The following is a 23,515-nucleotide window of genomic DNA, read 5'->3' as shown; positions in this document are numbered from 1 at the left end:
CGTCCGGGGAAAGGGGGTCACCTGCGTCAGGTCACTCCCACTCGATGGTTCCCGGGGGCTTGCTCGTGACGTCGAGCACCACCCGGTTGACCTCCGCGACCTCGTTGGTGATCCGGGTCGAGATCCGCTCCAGGGTCTCGTAGGGCACCCGTGTCCAGTCCGCCGTCATGGCGTCCTCACTGGTCACCGGACGCAGGACGACCGGATGCCCGTAGGTACGCCCGTCGCCCTGCACACCCACCGAACGCACGTCGGCGAGCAGGACGACCGGGCACTGCCAGATCGTGTTGTCCAGACCCGCGGCGGTCAGCTCGGCACGCGCGATGGCGTCCGCGGCACGCAGGGTCTCCAGACGGTCCTCGGTGACCTCACCGATGATGCGGATACCCAGCCCCGGCCCGGGGAACGGCTGACGGCCGACGATGACCTCCGGCAGCCCCAGTTCGCGTCCCACGGCACGGACCTCGTCCTTGAACAGCAGGCGCAGCGGCTCGACGAGGGTGAACTCCACGTCGTCCGGCAGGCCACCGACATTGTGGTGGCTCTTGATGTTGGCGGTGCCCGATCCCCCACCGGACTCCACCACATCGGGGTACAGGGTGCCCTGGACGAGGAAGTCCACGGACGAGCCCTCCGGTGCGTCCTCCAGCACCCCGGCGACAGCGCGCTCGAAGGAACGGATGAACTCCGCACCGATCGCCTTACGCTTCGCCTCCGGGTCGGTGAGGCCGGACAGCTTGCCCAGGAACGCCGCCCGCTCGTCCAGGGTGACCAGCTTCGCGCCGGTCGCGGCGACGAAATCATGCTCGACCTGCTCACGCTCACCTGCCCGCAGCAGACCGTGGTCCACGAAGACACAGGTCAGCCGGTCACCGATGGCCTCCTGCACGATCGCGGCAGCCACCGCGGAATCCACCCCGCCGGACAGTCCACAGATGGCGCGCCCCTCGGGACCGACCTGCTCGCGCACCGCGGCGACGAGCTGCTCGGCGATGTTACCGGCGGTCCAGGTGGGCTCGAGACCCGCGACGTCATACAGGAAACGGGTCAGCACCTCCTGACCGTGCGGGGAGTGCTGGACCTCCGGGTGGTACTGGACGCCCGCCATGCGCTTGTCCAGGCACTCGAAGGCCGCCACCGGGGCGCCGTCGGAATGTGCGGTGACGGTGAACCCCTCAGGAGCCTCGCTCACCGCGTCCCCGTGACTCATCCACGCCTGGTGCGTGGACTCGAAACCGGTGTGCAACGAACCGCCGTCGACCGAGATCTCGGTACGGCCGTACTCACGATCGCCGGTGTGCGAGACAGTGCCGCCGAGGGCATGGGTCATCGCCTGGAAGCCGTAGCAGATGCCGAGAACCGGGACGCCGAGCTCCAGCAGTTCCTTCTGCAGTGCCGGGGCGCCGTCAGCGTAGACGGAGGACGGCCCGCCGGAGAGGATCAGGGCCGCCGGGTTCTTCGCGGCCACCTCCTCGACAGGCATGGAGTGGGGGATGACCTCGGAGTACAGCCGCGCCTCACGCACACGACGTGCAATGAGCTGCGCGTACTGGGCGCCGAAGTCGACGACCAACACAGGACGTGGGGCGGGCCGGGATTCAGGACGGGGACTGCCGGCGGATGTGCCGGACTGCTGCTGATGTGTCACGACGCTTACTCTACCGAACGCCCCACCTGCCGTTACCGTCGGTGGCGGACAACCCCTGCGCCCAGAGTTCATCCGCCGTTCACCTCGGGACTTCACGGACCGGGGTGAACCCCATACACTCACAGGGGAGTACCCCACGACACGTCGTCGACCATGAATGGAGCCCCACGTGCCGGCAGAGGTCACCGACCGCTCACCCGCCTCCACCGTTACCAACGACACGGAGACAGGCGAGACCACCAGCACCGCCCCACCCGAACCGGTGCGCAGCCCACTCACCCGCCTGGGGCTCCGTGGACGCCCCCTCGCCTGGGCGAACTGGTTCTGCGTGGCGCTGGGAATCTACCTTCTGATCACCGCCGTCTCCGTCGTCGGCGGCGGGTTCAAGGCAGCCACCGGCGGCCAGGCCGAGGAACTCTTCTCCTTCGCCTCCAACCCCCTGGTCGCACTCATGATCGGGCTGCTGGCCACCGCGCTGATCCAGTCCTCCACCACCGTGACCGCCATCATCGTCGGTCTCTGTGCCGGAGGCCTGCCGATGGCCACGGCGGTCCCCATGTTGATCGGTGCGAACGTCGGGACGACGATCACCAGCACCCTGGTCAGTCTCGGCATGGTCCGCGACCGCGAATCCTTCCGCAGGGCCTTCGCCGCCGCCTCCATCCACGACTTCTACAATCTGCTCGCCGTGGTGATCTTCCTCCCGCTGGAACTGGCTTTCGGCCTCCTGGAGAAAAGTTCACACTGGCTGTCCACACAGATGGCGGGCAGTGACGGCGGCGTCCTCGCCGCAGTCTTCGGCGGTCTCGGCAACGCCGTCACCGGTGTCACCGATCCCCTGGGCGACATCATCACCGCGACCGTCGCCCCCGTCCCCGGCCCCTGGGACGGAATCATCCTGATCCTCCTGGGCATCGCCATGATCCTGGCGGTGATCAGCTTCATCGGCACGTTGCTGAAGGTGGTGATGGTCGGGCGTGCCAAACAGATCCTGCATACCGCCATCGGGCGTGGCCCGGTGTCGGGAATCGCCTCCGGCACACTGATCACCGTGATGGTCCAGTCCTCCTCCACCACCACGTCACTGATCGTCCCGCTCGCCGGTTCAGGCACCTTCTCCCTCCGCCAGGTCTATCCGTTCACCCTCGGCGCGAACGTCGGCACCACACTCACCGCGTTGATCGCGGCCTTCGCCTTCAGCGGCCCGGAAGCACAGTTCGCACTGCAGGCGGCGCTCGTGCACGTCCTGTACAACGTCTTCGCACTGCTGGTGATCTACGGTCTGCCCTTCCTCCGGTGGCTTCCCCCGGCGGGCGCCTCGACCCTCGCCCGGCTCGGGGCCAGAAACAAGCTGTACGTCGCGGTCTGGGTGATCGGAGTCTTCCTCGTCCTGCCCGCCACCCTCATTCTGCTGACGGTGCTGCTGTGACCACCCCCGACCCCACCGAAGACCAGCTCGAACGCATCCTCGTCGATGCCGAAGACGCTCTGCAGGCTCTCCGAGAGGAGCTTGCAGAACATCGTCGCCTCCGGCAGCAGCATGACGCCGTCGAACAGCTCCCGCACCTGATCAACGCATCATCGGAGAAATGGGTCAACGCCCGCCTGTTCTTCGACGAGCTCCTGGAGGAACTCCGTGCGAACCGCCAGGCCCGGGACATGCACACCCCACGTACCGGGTCCGACGCCCCTCAGCCGGGAGATACTCCCGGTGCCGGCAGAGGCACCGTCTGAACGGCAGAGGTACCGGTCGGATCAGAGGTAAAAACCGACCGGTACCTCTGCCGCTGAACCACCTGCTCTGCCACCTGTGGATAACGCGCCCCATCCCCGGGGCAGAACCACGGCTGCGTCAGCGCACCGCCAACGGGACTTTCTGAAAACTCTTCAGGTCGGTGTACCCGCACTTGGCCATCGACCGTCGCAGGCCACCGACGAGGTTCTCCTCGCCGTAGGGGGTGTCCGTGGGGCCGAACAGCAGCTTCTCCAGCGGCAGGGTCTCGCGGGAACCGAAGGTGCCGTACACCGCCTCCGCCTCGCCACGGGGGAGGCTCGGGTGTGCCGCCACGGAAGGCCAGAAATGGCCCCGCCCGCCGGAGGTGTCCGCCATGGCCAGCGGCGCCCCGAGGGACACGGCGTCCGCCCCACAGGCGATGGCCTTGGCGATGTCACCGGCGACCTCCATGTGAGAGTCGGCGATGACGTGGACATACCGTCCACCCGTCTCATCCAGGTAGTCCAGCCGGGCAGCGGCGGCGTCGGCGACCGCGGAGGCCATGGGGACGTCGATCCCCAACGCCTGACTGTTCGTCGTGGTGCCCGACCCGACGATGACACCGGCCGCGCCGGTCCGCATGAGGTGCATCGCGGTGGTGTAGTCCACCACCCCGCCGGCGATGACGGGGACGTCCACCGAGCCGATGAACTCCTTGAGGTTCAGCGGTTCACCGTTGGAGTACACGTGCTCCGCCGAGACCAGCGTGCCCTGGATCACCAGCAGGTCGATGCCCGCCTTGATCAGAGCGGGGGCGAAGTCGCGGGCGTTCTGCGGGGAGACACGAACACCGAAGGTCACACCGGAGTCCCGGACCTCCGCCAGTCGTTCCGCCAGCAGACCGTGGTCCACCGGTGCAGCGTGCAGCTCCTGGAGCACGCGTTGTGCGGCATTGTCCGGGGCGGGGAGGCCGAGCGGGTCGGAGTCACCGGCGGCCGTGCGGACTCTCGCGAGGGCGCCCTCGAGGTCACGGTGACGCCCCCACAGCCCCTCGGCGTTGATGACGGGGAGGCCGCCGAGACGGCCGAACTCCACGGCGAACTCCGGGGTCACCACAGCATCAGACGGGTGCGCCATGAAGGGGATGTCGAAGCGGTAGGCGTCGATCCGCCAGGTCGTGTCGACGTCGTGGGACGAACGGGTACGTCGTGACGGCACGATGTTGATCTGGTCGAATCCGACGACGCGGCGCGCCGTCCGCCCCATCCCGATGTTCACCTGTTCCTGCATGGGTACCTGGTTCCTAACGCTGGTAGTAGTTCGGGGCTTCGACGGTCATCTGGATGTCGTGCGGGTGCGACTCGCGCAGGCCCGCGCCGGTGATCCGGACGAAGTGTGCGTCGTTGAGGTCCGCGACGGTCCGGGAGCCGGTGTACCCCATGGCGGCACGGAGCCCACCGACCATCTGGTAGATGATGGTCTCCACGTTGCCACGGAACGGGATCCGTCCTTCGATGCCCTCGGGGACCAGCTTCTCCTCGCTGGTGACGTCGGCCTGGAAGTAACGGTCCTTGGAGTAGGAGCGCTGTTCGCCGTGCAGCCCACGGCCCTTCATGGCGCCGAGCGAGCCCATGCCTCGGTACATCTTGTACTGCTTGCCGTTGATCACGGTGATTTCACCGGGCGCTTCACTGGTACCTGCGAGCAGGGAGCCGAGCATCACCGAGGACGCACCGGCCGCCAGGGCCTTGGCGATGTCTCCGGAGTACTGCATTCCGCCGTCGGCGATGATCGGCACACCGGCCTTGCGTGCGGGGACGGCCGCCTCCAGGATCGCGGTGATCTGCGGGGCACCGACACCGGCGACGACGCGGGTGGTGCAGATGGAGCCGGGACCGATGCCGACCTTGATGGCGTCCGCCCCGGCCTCGATCATGGCTTCGGCTGCACTGCGGGTGGCGAGGTTACCGCCGATGACGTCGACGCGGTCACCGAACTCCTTCTTCACCCGCGCGACCATGTCCAGCACCCCGGTGTTGTGTGCGTGCGCGGTGTCGACGACCAGGGCGTCCACCCCCGCGTCGACCAGTGCACCGGCACGACGCCAGGAGTCCTCACCGGTACCGATGGAGGCACCGGCGAGGAGGCGTCCGGACGCGTCCTTCGCAGCATTCGGGAACTTCTCGCGCTTGGCGAAGTCCTTGACCGTGATCAGTCCGGTGAGCACGCCTTCACCGTCGACGATGGGGAGCTTCTCGACCTTGTTCTCACGCAGCAGCCGCAACGCAGCGTCGGCCGAGACCCCCTTCTCAGCGACGACCAACGGCATCGGGGTCATGACGTCGGCGACCTTCGCCGAGAAATCCTCCTCGAAGCGCATGTCACGGTTGGTGCAGATTCCCACCAGCCGACCGGAGGCGTCCACCACGGGCAGGCCTGAAATGCGGTAACGCGCGCACATCTCGTCGACCTCACCGATGGTCATCTCCGGCGAACAGGTCACCGGGTCGGTGACCATACCGGCTTCGCTGCGCTTGACGATCTCGACCTGCTCGGCCTGTTCCTCGATCGACAGGTTGCGGTGCAGTACGCCCATTCCGCCCTGGCGCGCCATGCCGATCGCCATCCGCGCCTCGGTGACGGTGTCCATCGCCGCGGAGATCACCGGGACGTTCAACGTGATGTTGCGGGTCAACTGGGTGGTCGTCACCACTTCATTCGGGATGATGTCGGACGCCGCAGGCAGCAGAAGGACATCGTCGAACGTCAGACCGACCAGCTCCACCTTCCTCGGGTCGTCGCCACCAGTGGTCACAAGCTGGGCATCGGTCATGCCGGTCAGGCCTCCTGCATCCTTTACACGTCCGTACCGGAATCAGCCGGAACTGTCGTCGGGTGTTCTACCAGACAGGATAACCCGTCGCGCACGGTTATCCGCCATCAGTACCCGGAGTGCCCGGCATCCCGCGCACGGGACGCGCACAGGACGTACGGCACTGTTCCCCTCGCCGTTCACAGCAGGTAGTCTCGTGTCCGTGGACTTCGACGATTCTCTGATGCCCCCGGACCCCTTCGCCGATGATCCGGAGGATCCGGCGGCCCTGTTCGATGACGACGTGGACGAGCCGCTGTCCGATGACGAGCGCGACGCACTGCGCGAGGACCTGGCCAACGTCCGCCGTTTTCGCGAGCTGCTGGAACCCCGCGGGGTTCTGGGTGTGGCGATGACCTGTGACGACTGCCAGGAGCTGCACTACTACGACTGGCCGATCCTGGTGTCCAACCTGTCGACCATGCTCAATGACGGCCCGGTGCCGGTCCACGAACCGGGCGCCGACCCCGACCCGGATTTCTACGTGCCCTGGGACTACTGCGCCGGGTACGCCGACGCCGCCGACTGGCTGAGCCGTGGACCGCGGACATTCCGTAAGTGGGGCCGCTAGGAACCACGACTCCGTCGCCGGAGAACGGCCGTCTCGCGGTCAGGAGGAGGGTTCTGCCCCGGCCTCAGGCTCATCCTGCTCGCGCTGGGACTTCGGCGTGCTGCTCGGGGTGGACGACGTGGTCGACGTCGTCTTCGACGGGGCTGCCGCGGCACCACGCTGCGGCTCCGCCATCACCATCGGCCCGCCGCCCGCCCCGGGGGTCTCGGCAGGCATCTCGGAGGCTTCGGCGTCACCGGACGTCTCTCCCCCGTCCGGCGCCGCGCCGCCGTCGCCGGTCGTGTCGGTCGGATCGACGGGCTGAGCCTCGGTACCCGGCTCCGGATCCGCCAGCACCATGCCGCCTGCATCGGCACCGGGGTCGACGGCGCCGTCGTCTGTGGCGGGTGCGGAGGGGTCGTCATGTCCCTCCGACGCCGGAGCAGACGCATCAGGTTTCGTGTCGCCGGAACGGCCCGGCGCATCCGCGTCATCCCCTCCACCCTGCTGTGCGGATTCGGCGACGACGGAGTCCTGCTGTCCGGAGCTCCCGGAATTACCTGTCGTCAAGGCCCCGACGGTGAATCCGCCGACGACAAGCGCGGCGGCGACACCACTGCCCACCACCAGGGACGTCAACGAGACCCCGCCCAGGGCGGCGACACCACCGGCACGGCGCATCGCGCGGCGCCGCCGACGTCCCGCCAGAGACGTCACCGCAGCCGTGTCGTCCTGCGCCTCAGTAGGGTCGACGACGGGAGCGGCCGGAATGTCCCGTGCACTCTCGGCGCGGGCATCCGCGAGAAGGCGGTAGAGCGGATCGGCACCGTCGACCTTCTCCCCGGCGGCAATGGCGTCCAGCATCCGGTCGGCTGCGCGCACGGCATCGACGTCGACACCATTCATGGCATCGTCGTCGAAACCCTGCGGGTCCCACCTGTGCTTGTCCATCATTCCGTCCTCGAAGTCTCGCGGGATTCCAGGGTCTCCCGCATCTTGGCCAACGCCCTGAACTGTGCAACCCGCACCGCGCCGGCAGTCGACCCGACGATCTCCGCCGTCTCCTCGGCAGAGTATCCACCGAAGACCCTGAGAGTCACGATCTGTCGTGCCTTGTCACTGAGCGTATCGAGCAACTGGGCGACTTCGTTACAGGAACTCAGGTCGACAGCCACCGATTCAGGGGTACTGGTGACGACCTCCTGATCCGGTACCTCGTCGGTGGGAACCGACAGGTCACGGGACTGCGAGCGACGGGCGTCGACGATCTTGTTCGCGGCGATCCGGTAGACGAACGCCATGAACGGTTTGCCCTGGTCCTCGTACCCGGGTATCGCGCGTGCGACGGCGAGACAGATCTCCTGCGCCAGGTCCTCCGGGGTGGGGTACTTCGTGGACGGGACACGGGCCCGGCAGTACCGCACGACCGGCGGGTGGATGAGATCGATGATGCGCTGGAGCGCCCGCCCGTCCCCCTCCACTGCGGAGGGTACGAGACGGGGCAGAGCCTCGTCGATGTCGTCAGTCGCTGTCATAGTCCTCGTGAAACCACGGTCAGGGCAGGCTGTCGGTTCGCCGGTCAAGCTCGCCTGCCTGTGGGGTGAAATTACCACAGCAAACCGCGCGCCCGGGACTCAGCCGGTGATACCCGGCGGGAACCGCAGTATGCCGACCGCGGAAAATGTCACATCCTGAACAGCTGCCGGACACCTGTTGTTCACATACGGGGACGACCCTGGGGGTCGGTGGAAAGAACGCAGCTCCACCGGATTCAGCACTCAGAAATACTTGACGTACAGGAGAACAGCCATGCCACAGACGAGCGACCTCCCCGGCCCCGCCACAGCCTTCTGGGACTGGCAGCTCCACGGTTCATGCCGGGGAGCAGAGTCCGCCGTCTTCTTCCACCCCGACGGAGAACGTGGGCGGGCACGCTCACTGCGGGAACACCGCGCCAAAGCCATCTGCAACGAATGCCCGGTACTGGCCCAGTGCAAGGAGCACGCTCTCAGCGTCGGGGAGGTCTACGGGATCTGGGGTGGAATGGGTGAGTCCGAGCGGGCCGCCGCCCAGAACGGGCGCACCCGGCGTCTCCGGCCCGCCCGGGAAAGCCGCCGACTGGCGTCCTGACACGCAGAGTGTGGGGACGTGGGCAGGTGCAGGTCCCGCACAGAGACCAGGGGGTGGAATAACCCCACACGGCCGCCCTGAGGCCTCCGTCCCGCCGGCCGCCGGCGGGACGGACCGTGACAACAGAACGACGAAGCCCCCGCCCCGGCCAGAACATGACCGGAAACGGGGGCTTCAGACGTGCCCGGGACCCCTAGTGGTGGTGTCCGTGGCCGGCGGCTGCAGCCGCTTCGGCGGGCTTGTCGACGACGGCGGTTTCCGTGGTGAGCACCATACGTGCCACGGAGGTCGCGTTGACGACGGCGGAGTGGGTGACCTTGACCGGGTCGATGATCCCCTGCTCCAGCAGGTTGCCGTAGGCACCGGTGGCGGCGTTGTAGCCCTCACCGTTGCCCAGCTCGGCGATCTTGGAGACGACGACGGCCCCGTCGAGACCGGCGTTGTCGGCGATCCAGTAGGCCGGACGACGCAGTGCGCGTGCCAGAGCCTTCACGCCGACGGCCTTGTCGCCCTCGAACCCGGAGGCGAAGTCGTCGAGTTCAGCGGCGATCTGCACCAGGACAGACCCGCCACCGGCGATCACGCCTTCCTGCGCAGCGGCGCGGGCGGCGTTGATGGCGTCCTCGACGCGCAGTTTGCGCTCGTTGACCTCGGTCTCGGTGGCCCCGCCGGCACGGATGACAGCGACACCCCCGGACAGCTTCGCCAGACGTTCCTCGAGCTTCTCGCGGTCCCAGGTGGAGTCGGTGCGCTCGATGTCCGAGCGGATCTGGTTGCGTCGTGCCTCCAGGTCCTCAGCGGTACCGGCACCGTCGACGATGACGGTCTCGTCCTTGGTGACGGTGATGCGGCGGGCGGTACCCAGCTGCTCCAAGGTCATCTCGGACAGCGACTGACCGACCTCCTTGTCCACGACCGTGGCACCGGTGACGACAGCGAGGTCGTCCATGAACGCCTTACGGCGGTCCCCGAAGTACGGGGACTTCACGGCGACGGCCTTGATGGACTTGCGGATGGAGTTCACCACGAGCATCTGCAGAGGCTCGCCGTCGACGTCCTCGGCGACGATGAACAGTTCCTTACCTGCCTTGGCGACCTGCTCCAGCACGGGGAGGAAGTCGGGCAGGGAACTGATCTTGTCGCGCACCAGAAGGATGGCCGGGTTCTCCAGGATCGCCTGGGCCGACTCCTCCTCGGTGACGAAGTACGGCGACAGGTAACCCTTGTCGAAGGAGACGCCTTCGGTGACGACGAGCTCGTCCACCAGGGACTGGGACTCCTCGACGGTGAGGACACCGTCCTTACCGACCTTGTCCATGGCCTCGGCGACCTTGGCACCGATGCCTTCGTCACGCGAGGACACCGTGGCGACGTTGGCGATCGCGGCGGAGTCAGCGACCGGCTCCGCACGCTTCTGCAGTGCCTCGATGACCTTGTCTGCGGCCACGGAGATGCCCTCGTTGACGGCGATCGGGTTTCCGCCGGCGGCGACGATACGCATGCCCTCGTTGATCAGGGCCTGTGCGAGCAGCGTGGCGGTGGTGGTGCCGTCACCGGCGATGTCGTTGGTCTTCACGGCGACGGACTTGACCAGCTGCGCACCGAGGTTCTCGAAGGGGTCCTCGAGATCGATGTCGCGGGCGATGGTCACGCCGTCGTTGGTCACGGTCGGACCACCGAAAGCCTTGTCGAGAACCACGTTACGACCCTTGGGGCCGAGGGTGACGCGCACCGAGTCCGCCAGCGTGTCCACACCGCGCTGGAGCCCCTTGCGGGCCTCCTCGTCGAATGCGATGAGTTTAGCCATGCGTCACGACCTACTTCGCGGAGTCGACGACGGCGAGGATGTCCCGCTGGTTGAGCAGCAGGTACTCTTCCCCGTCGTACTTGAGCTCGGTGCCGCCGTAGCGGGAGAACACGACCGTGTCGCCGACCTCGACGTCCATCGGGATGCGGTCGTCATCGTCGTGCCAACGGCCCGGGCCGACAGCCACGACGGTGGCCTCCTGCGGCTTCTCCTTGGCGGAGTCCGGGATGACCAGACCGGATGCGGTGGTGGTCTCGGCCTCGACGATCTGGACGAGGACGCGGTCCTCGAGCGGCTTGATGTTGACGTTAGCCACGTTGAATACCTCCGTGTTTGCGTACATGCAGTGATCGGAATTGTCTTGTGTTCCGGTTGGTATATCCTGCACAGCCGTCGTCGCGGGTGAACAACTGTGTGTCACACAACCACTTGGCACTCTACCCTGCCAAGTGCTAGCCCTCAACAAGGGAGGGTGCCAACACCGGCACCTCGACATCCATCGAGGGGTCGGTCGCGGCATCCAGTGAGCTCGCCGGTGCTCCCGCCTCGATCAGCCGCGCCGCGAGCGTCGCGATCATCACCCCGTTGTCCGTGCACAGTGGCAGCGCCGGGACGACGAGTCGCACGCCCACTGCCGCACACCGTTCGGCGGCGAGCGCCCGCAGACGACGGTTGGCGGAGACTCCCCCACCGAGCAGCATCACCGTCGCACCGGTGTCGACACAGGCCCGCACCGCCTTCGCGGTCAGTACGTCCACGACCGCCTCCTGGAAGGACGCGCAGACGTCCTCGACCGGAACGGTGCGCCCCTCTGCAGCTGCCTTCTCCACGAACCTGGCGACCGCTGTCTTGAGCCCGGAGAAGGAGAAGTCGTAGGCGGCGTCCCCCGGGCGGCTCATCCCCCGGGGGAAGGCGATCGCTGCCGGGTTCCCCTGCGCGGCGAGCCGGTCGATCACGGGTCCACCCGGGTACCCGAGTCCGAGCAGCCGGGCGACCTTGTCGTAGGCCTCACCGGCGGCGTCATCCAGTGTGGATCCCAGTTCGACCATCGGACGGCCGACCCCGTTGACCTGGAGGATCTGCGTGTGCCCGCCGCTGACCAGCAGTGCGACCGCACGGTCGAGATCGCCGACCGCCCCGGCGTCATCACCGTCCACCTCGAGCGTGCCGACGGCCACGTGCCCGCCGAGGTGGTTGACGCCGTAGAACGGCACCCCCCACGCCGCCGCGTACGCCTTGGCCGCCGCCGCGCCGACCAGCAGTGCCCCGGCGAGACCGGGCCCCACCGTCGCCGCCACCGCGTCCGGGCGACGACGTCCCCCGGTGGCCGCCGTCGCCCGTTCAAGATCGTCGAGAGCCGCCGTCATCGTCGGCCCCATCGACTCCAGGTGCGCACGGGAGGCGATCTCCGGCACCACCCCTCCGAATCGGGCGTGCTGCTCCATGGAGGAGGCCACCCGGTTCGACACCTGCCGGACCCGCCCGTCGGAGTGCAGCTCGACCACCCCCACACCGGTCTCGTCACAGGAGCTCTCGATCCCCATGATCAGGCGCGGCGCCTCAGACATCCGCTGTGACCGGGCCGGGCGGCACATCGTGTAGGCGTCCGCACCGGAAGGCCGGTAGTAGTTACGGCGGGTACCGGTGATGTCGAAACCGTAACTGCGGTACAGGTTGATCGCCGGACCATTGTCGGTCCGGACCTCCAGGTAGACCGGACCGTCGTCCCTGTCCGCGAGATCCATCAGAGGATCCATCAGCATGCGGGACCACCCCCGCCCCTGCACGGCAGGCTCCAGGCCGATCGTGTGGATCTCGAACTCCGGGTCGCCGGCCGGACCGTTCTTCGCCAGGCCGGCGTAGCCGACCAGCCGCTCCTGCGACGTCCCCTGCCCGGTGACCATGCCCAGGTATACCGTGTTCGGCGCGGTGATCTCACTGGCGAACCCCGCCTCCGGCCACGGCGAGTCCCCGTGGAAGAGCTCCGCCTCGATCTCGGCGCACCGTGCTGCGGCCTGAGGGGCGAGTGGCCCGACGCTCGGCTGCTCCTCACCCGCTGCGTCCTCCGGCGCCGGCACCTCACCGGCGCTGTCACCGACCTCATCCACACGACTGAAGTCGAGGGCCGCGGAGGTCTGCACCGCTTTCGGTTCCACTGCATCCGGACGGCGCAGGTACAGCGCCCGCAGCGGGGCACCAGGATGTCGTAACCCCTCAACACCCCCGAGAAGCTGCACCGCCGCGGTGACGAGACCGACCGGGGTGGGACGGGCGTCCGCGTCCACCACCGTCCACCCCGTCACTCCGCCGGCCCGCTCGGCAGCCTCCCGGGAGGCCAGGACCTCCGCCTCCGGAACCGCCGCGATGACGTCGTCCGGCGCGGCGACCGCCGGACCGTCGAGCACCACCCCGGTGGCACCGTCGACGAGGCTCCAGTACCACTCGCGCCGCCGTGCGTCACTGACAACCAGGCGACGGGAGCTGCCGCCGACGACAGTGGCAGCGGTGGCGGCGGTGGCGGCGGTGGCGGCGGTGGCACAATGCCCCGGGACCCCGTGCGCGGGGATGCCGAGGGCGTCACCGAATGCCGCGCCGGTCGCCATCCCGACGCGCAGTCCGGTGAACGGACCGGGACCGACTCCCACGACGACCGCGTCCAGGTCCTCGGGGGTGATTCCAGCGTCCTCGAGGGCCGCGAGGATGTTCGGCGTGAGCACCTCCATATGCCCCCGCGGGTTGAGTTCCACCCGCTCGGCGAGCAGACGTGGCCGTTGCCCAGAACCGACCGCAGAACCGTCCGCAGAACCGACGGGACACTCCACCACCCCCGCGATGACGTACGAGGTGGAAGTGTCGACCGAGAGAACATGCATGGAATGTGATCCTACCCCGGCACCCCGACACGGAATAGGCGAAGCCCCGTCGCACTCTCCAATTGCGACGGGGCCTCTGGATACACCCCTCACGGTGATCCGTCACCCATTTTGGCACCACATGCAGTTTCTCGCCAATCAATTCCACTTATGGGGGATATTATCGGGGGGATTCAGAAGTGCTACCCCTGTGACCAGCGCCAATGGAACTGTCGGGGTGACTCGTCCTCGTAGTCACCGTTCGAACCGCTGTCAGGGCCGTCGCTCCCGGCGCGGTCGATCTCGATGTCGATCCACCGCGCCGGTGCCAGCGACTCCACCACGCCGCGCCCCCATTCAGCGACGAGCACACGGTCCTCCAGGTCGGCGTCGATGTCCAGGGACTCCAGCGCGTCGAGCACCGCACTGCGCGACGGGGTAGACAGGGTACTGCCGGTCCCACCGGCATGGACCCCGTCGCCGAGCAACCGGTAGGCGTCCATGTGCAGCATCCCGGGACGCCCCACCCCGGACGCCCCGGGCCGGTGTTCCCGGATGATCGTGAACGTCGGTGACTGGACCCGTCCCTTCACCCCCAGCCCGGCGGCGATACCCTGCGTGACGGTCGTCTTCCCCGCCCCGAGCGCACCGGTGAGCACCACGACGTCGCCGGCCCGGAGCCGGCTGCCGAGTTCCCGCCCGAGTGCCCGCATCGAGTCTGCGGAACTGACCTCCACGGTGCCCGAGGCCGCGTCGAACACCCCGGTGAAGGGGTCGTCGACGGCCGTCGGAGCGGCCGGCAGGACGCGGCGGCGCACCCGTCCCCGGGGAAGGGTGAGCACCTCGTAGGCGATGGTGTCGGCGGCGGTGGCGATCTCCTCGACGGAGCGTCCTCCGGCACCGAAGATCACGGCCCAGTCACCGGGCCGGACCGATGCACCGGGGCCGTCGTCGTCAGCCGCACCCAGGTCGATGACGATCTGGTCCATGCAGACCCGTCCGATCTGCGGGAACCACACCCCGTTGACGGTCACCCCGAACCGTCCCGACATACTTCTCGGCAGACCGTCGGCGTACCCCATCGCGACGACGGCGGTGCGGGTGTCACGCTCCGCACGCCAGAGGTGTCCGTAGCTGACGCCTTCCCCGGCGGGAACGACGCGGGTGGTCACGACCCGTGCCCTGACCGTCATCGCCTCACGTAACTGGACCGGTCCGCTCTCCCCCACCGGAATCACGGTCGGGTCAACGGCGTACACCCCGTACACGCTGACCCCGGGGCGCACCATCTCGTGTCGCAGGTCAGGACGTGACAACGTCGCCGGTGTGTTGGCGATGTGGTTCACCGGGACGTCGAGTCCCGCCGCACGGCACGCCTCGACCGCGTCGACGAACCGTCGTGCCTGGAGGTCAGTCACCGGCGAGGCGGGGTCGTCCGCGCTCGCGAGATGGGACAACACGCCGGAGACGGTGAGGACACCTTCACGGACCGCGGTCGTCGCCAGCGACACCGCCTCGTCCCACCTCGCCGCCTCGATACCGGACCGGGACAGCCCGGTGTCCGCCATCAGTCCGACGGTCAGCGGCGACGACCCCGCAGCCACCGCCGACCGTGACGCCGCGACGGCGGTGCGCAGGTGCCCGATTGACGGCACGCCCAGGGTGACACCGGCGGTACACGCCGCGGCGATGTCCTCCTGGTCAGGATCCGGCAACCACATCCACGCGGTCACCGGTGCCGTCACCCCGGCGTCCCGCAACGCCAGCGCCTCGCCGAGTGTCGCAACCCCGAGAGCTACGGCCCCGGCCTCGAGTGTTGTCCGGGCGACGTCGACCATGCCGTGGTTGTACCCGTCAGCCTTGACGATCGCCATCACGCCTGCGGGGGCGGCAACGCGTACGAGGGTCCTGACATTGTGGTCGATGGCGCCGAGATCAACGACGACCTCGGCGAGGGCATGGTCACGGGGGTCGTGTCGTTCACTCATCACCGTTGTTCCCCGGGTCTATTCCACGGTCACGGACTTGGCCAGGTTCCGCGGCTTGTCGATATCGGCGTTGCCGCACTGGCGGGCGATCTCTGCCGACAGGAACTGCAACGGCACGGTGGAGAGCAGCGGCTGCAGCAGGGTCGGGCACTGCGGGATCTCCAGCAGATCATTGGCGAACGGGCGAACCGCCTCATCGCCCTCCTCCGCGATGACGATGGTCCGGGCACCGCGGGCTCGGATCTCCTGGATGTTGGTGACGATCTTCGAGTGCAGGATCTCCCTGCCCTGTGGCGACGGCACGACCACGACCACCGGCAGGTCATCCTCGATCAGGGCGATCGGCCCGTGCTTGAGCTCACCGGCAGGGAATCCCTCGGCGTGGATGTAGGCCAGCTCCTTGAGCTTCAGGGCCCCCTCGAGGGCGACCGGGTAGCCGACGTGGCGTCCCAGGAACAGCATGGTCGGGATCGGGCCGAGCTCCGCCGCCAGCTCAAGGACGGTGTCCTTGAGCTCCAGCACCTTCTCGATCTTGCCCGGGATCTCCTCGAGCTGACGGTAGGTCGCCTCGATCTCGTCGGAGAACTTCGTTCCCCGGGCCTGCGCCAGCGCCAGACCCACGATGTAGTTCGCCGCGACCTGGGCCAGGAATGCCTTGGTGGAGGCGACACCGATCTCGGGGCCCGCGTGGGTGTAGAGCACGGCGTCGGCCTCGCGTGGGATCTGTGAACCGTTGGTGTTGCACACCGCCAGCACCCGGGCGCCCTGCTTCTTGGCGTGCCGGACCGCCTCCAGCGTGTCCGCAGTCTCACCGGACTGCGAGACCGCCACCACGAGCGTCTGCCGGTCGAGGACCGGATCACGGTAACGGAACTCGCTGGCGACCTCGATCTCCACAGGCAGCCGCACCCAGTGCTCGATGGCGTACTTCGCCAGCAGGCCGGAGTGGTAGGCCGAACCACAGGCAACCACGAAGACCTTCTCGACCTGACGCAGGTCATCGTCGGACAGTCGCTGTTCGTCGAGCACGACCCGTCCGTCGACGTAGTGCCCCGCCAGTGTGTCACGCACGGCGGCGGGCTGCTCGAAGATCTCCTTCATCATGAAGGAGTCGAAGCCCCCTTTCTCTGCGGCGGCGAGATCCCAGTCGATGGTGAAGGGGCGGCCCTCCGTCGGGGTGCCGTCGAAGTCCATGACATGGTACTCGTCTGCGGTGATGACGACGGCGTTGTTCTCGTCGAGTTCCACCGCCTCACGGGTGTGTGCGATGAACCCCGCGACGTCGGAGCCGAGGAACATGCCGTCCTCGCCGACGCCGACGATCAGCGGGGTGGAGCGGCGCCCGGCGACGATCTTGCCCGGCTCGTCCGCATGGGCGAACAGGACGGTGAACGCGCCTTCCAGCCGACGCAGCACCGAGAGTGCGGACGCCTCGAGGTCGCCCGCCGTCGGGCCGGCGGCGTACGCCAGGGCGAGCAGGTGGGCAGCGACCTCGGAGTCGGTCTCGCTGGTCAGTTCAATGCCCGCGGCCTCGATCTCGGCACGCAGGGGAGCGAAGTTCTCGATGATGCCGTTGTGCACGATCACGGCTTTACCGTCGAAGGAGACGTGCGGGTGCGCGTTGACGTCATTGGGACGCCCGTGCGTGGCCCACCGGGTATGGCCGATACAGGCCTTCCCGGTGAACCTGTCCCGGCCTGTCTCCTCGATCTGCTGCTGCAGGTTCGCGAGCTTTCCGGCCTTCTTCTCGACCTCGATGTCACCGTCCGAGATGACGGCGATGCCGGCGGAGTCGTACCCCCGGTACTCCATCCTGGCCAGGGCCTCCAGGCCGATGTCAAGTGCCTTGGCGGAGCTCCGGGCGCTTCCGATGTATCCAACGATGCCACACATACCCGACAACAATACTGGTCTGCTTTTCGGCCCGTGAAGCGCGTCCCGTTAGACGCCCCTGACGGCGATCCCCGCGACGTCTTCCCCGATGTGTTCCCCCGTCATGAGCCAGCTGCGACGCGGCCTGCTGGCGGCGTGCTGGCGTCCTGCGGGCGTCCTGCGGGGCGCTCCGGGACATCCGGGGCCGGGCTGCCGTGGAGACCCCCGCCCCGCGGCACGGTTCTATCTACTAGGCTGAGGACCGTGGCAGACAACGTGAAGAACCTGGTCCCCCGGTTGGAGAAACGGGGCCCGCACAGGGTCCTGGTCGGCGAACTCGACTTCGCCGGAATCCCCGGCCGTATCTACACGCCTGCTGAGGGCAAGGCAATCGCCGGCGTGGCATTCGGCCACGACTGGCGGGTCGGCGTGGACGGCTACCATGCCACCCTGCGCCACCTGGCCAGCTGGGGTATCGCCGTGGCCGCACCGGACACTGAGCGCGGCATCCTGCCGAATCACCGCGGTTTCGCCTCGGACCTGGAGTCCTGCCTGCAGATCCTGTCGGGGGTCCGGCTGGGCGTCGGCAACATCACAGTGGACCCGAACAAACTGTTCTTCGCCGGGCACGGCATGGGTGCCGGTGCCGCCATCCTGGCCGCGACGGGACGGGCTCCCGCTGAACCTGCCAAGAAGCACTACCGTGACCGGCCGACGGTCGCCGGCGTGATCGCGATCCACCCGTCGGACACCTCGCCGAGTTGCTACCAGGCCGCGCGGCACGTGCAGGCACCCGGCCTCGTCCTCGCCCCGGGACGCTCGTTGGGGATCGAGGCCGGCGAGCCGGAGCGTGTCGCTGCTCTGTGGGGAGGCCCGGTGGTGTTCCGCCGGATCTCAAAAGCGTCGGCGTCCGGATTCCACGAGAAGCTGATCCGTAAGTTCCTGACGACGAACAGCGGACTCGAACTCGCTGCGCAGGATTTCATCCGGTCGCTGGCCACCGGTTTCATCCTCGCAGAGGATGACAAGCACTATGCGGGCTTCCGGGATCCGGAGGCGAAGATCAAGAACTCCGAGGTCGAGAACCGCGGAGAACTCTTCGAGAAGTTGCCTGAATTCGCTGATCCGCTCGACGCGGTGAATGAGGCTCTCCGCGCCTGACTACTGCCCGTCGTCAGTCGAAGATGCCGGGGCTTCGGCGCCCCGACGTGCGTCCGGTGCCGCTGCCTGTCTCCGAACGAGACCCGGAGGGCTCGGTGGGGTCCTCCATTCCTGCCTCCTTCAGCAGGCGGGTCGCTTCATCCATCTGTCGCTGGAACTTCTCCGTCGCGGTGCCGACAACCTGGACGTAGGTGTCCAGTGCTGCCTCTATGGGACTTCTGGTGTTCACCACTGCCCGCTCCTCGCCACCGACGGTGCGTCACCGGACTTTTCACCTGTCAGCCATACATCCGGTGCCCACCCGTCGTCGGTAGCGGCGTTCTCCGGAGTTTCGGAGGCCCCAGAGGCCCCAGAGTCTCCGGTAGACCCAGACGTTTCCGACGGTTCCGATGAATCGGCCGCGGCAGCAGGATCCACAGCCGGCGGGAAATCGGCCTCGACAGGAGACGCAGGCTGGTCCGCCCCGTCTCCCGCGGTGGCTGTCCCCGGAACGTACGTGCTCTTGTCGAACCCCTTCTCAGGATCAACCGTGGAGGGTGCCGGAGCGTCGGGTTCCTCCGGTTCACACGGTTCCGGTTCCTCAGGTTCCGGCACACACGGTTCCGGTTCACACGGTTCGGGTTCAGCTGGCTCAACCACGCAGTCTCCGCTCCCATCCTCCACAGATGTCTCAGGAGGGCACAGGTTGACGTCGATACCGCCCACGTCGATCAGCGACCCGGAGTTCTCGACGGCAATGTTCACCGCCCCCTCGACCGCCCCTTCGACCGCCCCTCTGACCCACCCGCTGATCTCGCCTGCGAGATCGGGCATGGTCACCACTGGAGGGCACGGCAACGACGGCGTGAGCGAGGATCCCAGCCCTGCCGAGGCGACGGACGTCGCCGCGACTGCGGCGACACCTGATGCCGTCCCCGACGCGGGCTGTTGGCCGGACGGCGGAGGACAGGATTCCACCGGCACCGTGGATGAGGCCCCGACCGTAGCCACGTCCCGAGGTACGGGTGCGACGTCGCAGTCGGATGCCACGGCTTCCGGTGCCGGGTCCGCGGCCAACGGGGTGCGGCACTGCCCCTCCTCGGCAGCCGGGAGACACTCGGTGATGGTGAGTTCCAGACACTCACCCATCTGTGTGTTCCGCCCCTCCACCATGCTCCCCACACCGTCTGCGGCAGAGCAGAGAACCTGCATGGCGGCCTCCAGCATCGCCTGCGCCGCGACCGGGTCGGTGGATTGCAGAGCCTTCGATGACCCGAACAACCCCATCGCGGTAGTGACAGCACCGTCCACGCACGCTTCGACTTCTCCCGCGCACAGGGACTGGATGGACTCCAGGACGCGGTCACAGCTCAGCACCGCCTCATCCGCGTGGTCCACGGTCTCCTCGTGTTCTTCATGCTCATCGCTGCCGGCACCCAGTTTGTTGGCCAGTACACCTCCGCTGATTCCGACGACGTAGTCCCTCAACGTGGACAACACCTCGCCGACCACACCTTTCTTCCCTCCTCCCTTCCCCGACTTTCCCCCGGACGACTCCTTCGACTCCTTGCCGTCCGCTCTATCGTCGCCGTCGTCATCGCCTCCGCCGAGCGTCATACCGTCGGCGAACTCGACCAACGCAGTGACTCCGGTGATGATCCAGGGGACGGCGGCGGGGAGGGCTCTGGTCACCGTGGTACCCGCCTGATCGAGTTTGCGCACTGAGGCGGTGAGCCGCGCCTGATCAGCCTGTACCGACATCACCGCCCCTCCCCTGTGCCCAGCGCGCGCTGCGACTCCCACTCCGTGTCGGAGACCGCGGTCAACGTACCCGCTGTATTCTCCAGCCCCCGGTGCAGCCGGTCGATGTGGGCCAGACGCACCTCATGAGCACGTCTCCGCACCTCCACCAGCCGAGCCGCCTGTTCACCGAGACCACGCCCGTAACTCTCGGCCGTCCGACGCGGGGCATCAGCCCGGATCCTCTCCTGCCTCACCCCCACCGCGGTGAATGCCTCTGACAGTGCCGACTGCGCGGCGTCGACGTCCACCCCGAGTCTGCTGATATCCGGTGCCATGGGCACGTCCCCTTCATCTCTCCGGTGACGGAGCCCGGCCATTGCCACCACTACCGTCACGCGCCATCACATGTCAACGACCTGTTCATCGGTCCGTGACAAGAGAGACTCACCGGAGTACCGAAAGGTTCCCTCCCCCGGGGAACCACGCAAGGTCGTGCCTAGCCTTCGGCGACGACGACTGCCGCGAGTCGTCCAGCGACCTGCTTGGCCTCCGCAGATGTCGGTGCTTCCACCATCACCCGGTAGACCTGCTCGGTACCACTGGGACGCAACAGGACTCGGCCGGTGTCACCGAGTTCGGCCTCCGCCGCCTCTATGGCCTGACGAACGACCTCGGAGGTATGGATCCGTTCCTTCTCTTCCACGGGGACGTTGATGAGGGTCTGCGGGAGCACCGTCATCACGTCAGCCAGTTCCCGTAAAGACTTTCCGGTGTCCGCCATCCTCGCCATCAGTCGCAGACCGGTGAGGGTGCCGTCGCCCGTCGTCGCGTGCGACGGGATCACGATGTGGCCGGACTGCTCCCCTCCCAGGGAAAAATCGTTGGCCGTGAGGTCCGCCAGCACGTAGCGGTCGCCGACCTTGGTACGGCGCAGGGTGATGTCATGCTCTTTCATCGCCAGCGTCAATCCGAGGTTGGACATCACCGTCGCCACGAGGGTGTTCTTGCGCAGCTCGCCCGACTCCTTCATGTCCACGGCGAGAATCGCCATGATCTGGTCGCCGTCGATCACCTTTCCTTCAGAGTCCACGGCGAGGCACCGGTCCGCGTCCCCGTCGTGGGACAGACCCAGGTCCGCATGATGGTCGAGGACCGCCTGCTGGATGACCTCGATGTGTGTCGATCCGCAGTTGTCGTTGATGTTGAAGGAGTTCGGGGAGTTGTGAATAGCTACCACCTCCGCACCGGCGGCCTCGTAGGCCATGGGCGCGGCGAGACTGGCGGCACCGTTGGCGCAGTCGACAACCACCCGGATGCCGTCCAACGGCCGCGGTGCGGCATCCTGCAGGTGGAACAGGTACCGCTCCAGGGCGTCCCCGGACTCCTCGATGACCCGGCCGATCGCAGCTCCGGTGGGGCCCTGTTCCTCCAGCTCCAGCATGGCCGACTCGATCTCGTCCTCCACGGAGTCATCGAGCTTCCGTCCACCTGCCGCGAAGAACTTGATGCCGTTGTCGGGCATCGGGTTGTGCGACGCGGAGATCATCACGCCCATGTCCGCTCCGTAGTCGTCGGTGAGGAACGCGACCGCCGGTGTCGGGAGGACACCGACATTCAGCACATCGACGCCCTGGGACGCCATTCCGGCGGACAGCGCACCTGCCAGCATCTCGCCCGACACGCGTGGGTCACGACCGATGACCGCCGTGGGACGGCGCTGCGACCCCTGCCCCGTCGTCGTGAGGACACGCGCGGCGGCCGCCCCCAACCGCAGTGCCAGTGGTGCCGTCAGCGACCTGTTCGCGAGGCCCCTCACCCCGTCCGTACCGAAAAGTCTGCTCATGGAGTGCCAGTCTAGACCGTCATGCCCCCAACTCCCCCAAACGACAGGCAACGCCGCCCCGCCCACACAGAGTGTGGGACGGGACGGCGTTGTCGTGCGCGGCAGCGGGGCCGCGCTGCAGTCGAGCGAAGACCCGTACGAGTCAGCGCTTGGAGTACTGCGGTGCGCGACGGGCCTTGTGCAGACCAGCCTTCTTGCGCTCCACGGCGCGGGCGTCGCGGGTGAGGAAGCCGGCCTTCTTCAGCTCGGAGCGCTCCTCCGGGTTGTACTTGTTCAGGGCCCGGGCGATGGCGAGACGCATCGCACCGGCCTGACCGGACGGGCCACCGCCCTTGAGGTTGACCTGGAAGTCGAACTGGTTCTCGCGCTCGAGCAGGACGAGCGGAGCCTTGATCAGCTGCTGGTGCAGCTTGTTGGGGAAGTACTCCTCCAGGGTGCGACCGTTGCAGGTGAACTGGCCGGAGCCCTGCACCATGCGGATACGGACGACGGCCTCCTTGCGGCGACCGACGGTCTGGATGGGGCCGTCGAAGACAGTGGGGGCGGCGACGAAATCGTCACCCTCGGCGTCCTCGGACACCTCGGCGATGGAGTCACCGATGCTGGCGACGAATTCCTCGTTCACGGCGTCGGTGGCGGCCAGGACCTCTTCGTCCACGGACTCGGCCTCGTAGTTCTCGTTGTCGGTCACTGTTCCACCTTCTTGATCTCGTAGGACTCGGGCTTCTGAGCCGCAAAGGGGTGCTCGGAGCCGGCGAAGACGCGGAGCTTCTTGGCGGACTCGCGGTTGAGCCGGTTGTGCGGCATCATGCCGACGATGGCGTCGGCGACGACGCGCTCCGGGTGCAGCTCCATGGAGCGACCCAGGGACATCGTCTTGAGGCCGCCCGGGTAACCGGAGTGGCGGTAACGGAACTCACGGTCCCGCTTGTTGGACGAGATGTGAACCTTGTCCGCGTTGATGATGATGACGTTGTCACCACAGTCGACGTTCGGGGCGTAGATCGGCTTGCCCTTGCCGCGCAGCAGGTCTGCTGCGTGGGTGGCGAGACGACCCAGGACCACGTCATTGGCGTCGATGACGTACCACTTACGGGTCAGGTCACCGCTCTTCGGGTGGAAAGTAGTCATGTATGACTCCTTGGTCTTCATGGAACTGCCAGCCGGAAGACCCCTCGATCCCGGGAAGCCCCGGGAGAGGCGCCCGCAGCGGCCGGTGGGGACCTGCGGGCCGACCACCGATGTGCCGTGACACGGACATGGATGATCGCAACCTGATGGAGATTACCGGATGTGCACCTCCCGGACCAAGTCAGCCGACAACGATGCCGTCGCCCTCCCCGGAGGGGACGGCGA

General features: G+C 67.4%; 22 protein-coding genes. 6 read left to right on the top strand and 16 right to left on the bottom strand.

From position 1 onward, the window contains the following. Positions 1-31 precede the first annotated feature (31 nt). Positions 32-1,576 carry a glutamine-hydrolyzing GMP synthase gene (gene guaA, locus FS507_RS12370; RefSeq protein ID WP_145943163.1) on the bottom strand — a complete coding sequence of 515 codons (1,545 nt, stop codon included), beginning with the start codon at positions 1,574-1,576 and terminating at the stop codon, positions 32-34. A gap of 241 nt (positions 1,577-1,817) precedes the next feature. On the opposite strand from guaA, the gene FS507_RS12365 reads away from it, so the two are divergent. Together FS507_RS12365 and FS507_RS12360 are read left to right on the top strand one after the other, a co-directional pair. Next, complete coding sequence (locus FS507_RS12365) at positions 1,818-3,077, top strand: Na/Pi symporter (RefSeq protein ID WP_260853396.1); 1,260 nt, start codon at positions 1,818-1,820, stop codon at positions 3,075-3,077. Then, positions 3,074-3,382 carry a hypothetical protein gene (locus tag FS507_RS12360; RefSeq protein WP_145943098.1) on the top strand — a complete coding sequence of 103 codons (309 nt, stop codon included), beginning with the start codon at positions 3,074-3,076 and terminating at the stop codon, positions 3,380-3,382. The genes FS507_RS12365 and FS507_RS12360 overlap by 4 nt, the downstream gene beginning before the upstream one ends. A gap of 118 nt (positions 3,383-3,500) precedes the next feature. Here FS507_RS12360 and FS507_RS12355 read toward each other — a convergent pair whose 3' ends face one another. Together FS507_RS12355 and guaB are read right to left on the bottom strand one after the other, a co-directional pair. After that, positions 3,501-4,652, bottom strand: a complete 1,152-nt coding sequence (locus FS507_RS12355; protein WP_145943097.1) for a GuaB3 family IMP dehydrogenase-related protein — start codon at positions 4,650-4,652, stop codon at positions 3,501-3,503. 13 nt (positions 4,653-4,665) lie between these two features. Next, on the bottom strand, positions 4,666-6,195 hold the full coding sequence (gene guaB / locus FS507_RS12350; RefSeq protein ID WP_145943096.1) for an IMP dehydrogenase: 1,530 nt from the start codon (positions 6,193-6,195) through the stop codon (positions 4,666-4,668). A gap of 202 nt (positions 6,196-6,397) precedes the next feature. Between guaB and FS507_RS12345 the strand changes: the two genes are divergently transcribed. Further along, positions 6,398-6,805, top strand: a complete 408-nt coding sequence (locus FS507_RS12345; protein WP_260853395.1) for a DUF5319 domain-containing protein — start codon at positions 6,398-6,400, stop codon at positions 6,803-6,805. 39 nt (positions 6,806-6,844) lie between these two features. Here the strand turns inward: FS507_RS12345 and FS507_RS12340 are convergent, their stop codons facing one another. Continuing rightward, positions 6,845-7,735 carry a hypothetical protein gene (locus tag FS507_RS12340; RefSeq protein ID WP_145943095.1) on the bottom strand — a complete coding sequence of 297 codons (891 nt, stop codon included), beginning with the start codon at positions 7,733-7,735 and terminating at the stop codon, positions 6,845-6,847. Continuing rightward, a complete protein-coding gene (locus FS507_RS12335; RefSeq protein WP_038546501.1) occupies positions 7,735-8,319 on the bottom strand; it encodes a sigma-70 family RNA polymerase sigma factor in 585 nt (194 codons plus the stop codon). Before FS507_RS12335 ends, FS507_RS12340 begins: the two co-directional genes overlap by 1 nt. 274 nt (positions 8,320-8,593) lie before the next feature. Here FS507_RS12335 and FS507_RS12330 point away from each other — a divergent pair, with 274 nt between their 5' ends. Beyond that, positions 8,594-8,914 (top strand): WhiB family transcriptional regulator, encoded by a 321-nt coding sequence (locus FS507_RS12330; RefSeq protein ID WP_145943094.1) that lies wholly within the window; start codon positions 8,594-8,596, stop codon positions 8,912-8,914. A 193-nt stretch (positions 8,915-9,107) separates the two neighbouring features. Here FS507_RS12330 and groL read toward each other — a convergent pair whose 3' ends face one another. The 5 genes from groL to glmS form a co-directional block, all read right to left on the bottom strand. Continuing rightward, on the bottom strand, positions 9,108-10,721 hold the full coding sequence (gene groL / locus FS507_RS12325; protein WP_145943093.1) for a chaperonin GroEL: 1,614 nt from the start codon (positions 10,719-10,721) through the stop codon (positions 9,108-9,110). Positions 10,722-10,731: 10 nt separating this feature from the next. After that, positions 10,732-11,037, bottom strand: a complete 306-nt coding sequence (gene groES, locus FS507_RS12320; RefSeq protein WP_075811378.1) for a co-chaperone GroES — start codon at positions 11,035-11,037, stop codon at positions 10,732-10,734. Between the two features lie 136 nt (positions 11,038-11,173). Beyond that, entirely contained in the window at positions 11,174-13,594 is a 2,421-nt protein-coding gene (tsaD, locus tag FS507_RS12315; protein WP_145943092.1) for a tRNA (adenosine(37)-N6)-threonylcarbamoyltransferase complex transferase subunit TsaD, read from the bottom strand. Between the two features lie 182 nt (positions 13,595-13,776). Further along, a complete protein-coding gene (alr, locus tag FS507_RS12310; RefSeq protein ID WP_145943091.1) occupies positions 13,777-15,561 on the bottom strand; it encodes an alanine racemase in 1,785 nt (594 codons plus the stop codon). Between the two features lie 18 nt (positions 15,562-15,579). Continuing rightward, entirely contained in the window at positions 15,580-17,454 is a 1,875-nt protein-coding gene (gene glmS / locus FS507_RS12305; protein ID WP_145943090.1) for a glutamine--fructose-6-phosphate transaminase (isomerizing), read from the bottom strand. A gap of 103 nt (positions 17,455-17,557) precedes the next feature. On the opposite strand from glmS, the gene FS507_RS18530 reads away from it, so the two are divergent. Beyond that, on the top strand, positions 17,558-17,692 hold the full coding sequence (locus FS507_RS18530; protein ID WP_260853393.1) for a hypothetical protein: 135 nt from the start codon (positions 17,558-17,560) through the stop codon (positions 17,690-17,692). 5 nt (positions 17,693-17,697) lie between these two features. Beyond that, positions 17,698-18,594 (top strand): alpha/beta hydrolase, encoded by an 897-nt coding sequence (locus tag FS507_RS12300; RefSeq protein WP_186314676.1) that lies wholly within the window; start codon positions 17,698-17,700, stop codon positions 18,592-18,594. Between the two features lie 13 nt (positions 18,595-18,607). On the opposite strand, the gene FS507_RS12295 is transcribed toward FS507_RS12300, so the two are convergent. From FS507_RS12295 to rplM, 6 genes are all read right to left on the bottom strand, one after another. Further along, a complete protein-coding gene (locus tag FS507_RS12295; protein ID WP_186314675.1) occupies positions 18,608-18,826 on the bottom strand; it encodes a hypothetical protein in 219 nt (72 codons plus the stop codon). Beyond that, a complete protein-coding gene (locus FS507_RS12290; RefSeq protein ID WP_145943088.1) occupies positions 18,820-20,334 on the bottom strand; it encodes a hypothetical protein in 1,515 nt (504 codons plus the stop codon). Before FS507_RS12290 ends, FS507_RS12295 begins: the two co-directional genes overlap by 7 nt. Beyond that, positions 20,334-20,651, bottom strand: a complete 318-nt coding sequence (locus FS507_RS12285; protein WP_145943087.1) for a hypothetical protein — start codon at positions 20,649-20,651, stop codon at positions 20,334-20,336. The genes FS507_RS12290 and FS507_RS12285 overlap by 1 nt, the downstream gene beginning before the upstream one ends. Positions 20,652-20,812: 161 nt before the next feature. Continuing rightward, positions 20,813-22,159, bottom strand: coding sequence for a phosphoglucosamine mutase (gene glmM / locus FS507_RS12280; protein WP_145943086.1), 1,347 nt, complete (start codon positions 22,157-22,159; stop codon positions 20,813-20,815). Between the two features lie 142 nt (positions 22,160-22,301). Further along, the gene (gene rpsI, locus FS507_RS12275; RefSeq protein ID WP_145943085.1) at positions 22,302-22,850 is read right to left on the bottom strand and encodes a 30S ribosomal protein S9; all 549 of its coding nucleotides are present in this window, start codon (positions 22,848-22,850) and stop codon (positions 22,302-22,304) included. Continuing rightward, on the bottom strand, positions 22,847-23,290 hold the full coding sequence (gene rplM / locus FS507_RS12270) for a 50S ribosomal protein L13 (RefSeq protein ID WP_038546481.1): 444 nt from the start codon (positions 23,288-23,290) through the stop codon (positions 22,847-22,849). The genes rpsI and rplM overlap by 4 nt, the downstream gene beginning before the upstream one ends. Between the last annotated feature and the right edge of the window lie 225 nt (positions 23,291-23,515).

The sequence above is a fragment of the Corynebacterium glyciniphilum AJ 3170 genome (assembly GCF_007673095.1).
Lineage (GTDB): Bacteria > Actinomycetota > Actinomycetes > Mycobacteriales > Mycobacteriaceae > Corynebacterium.
Note: the sequence above shows the minus strand (reverse complement) of the source record. Positions and strands in the feature narration are given on the sequence as shown.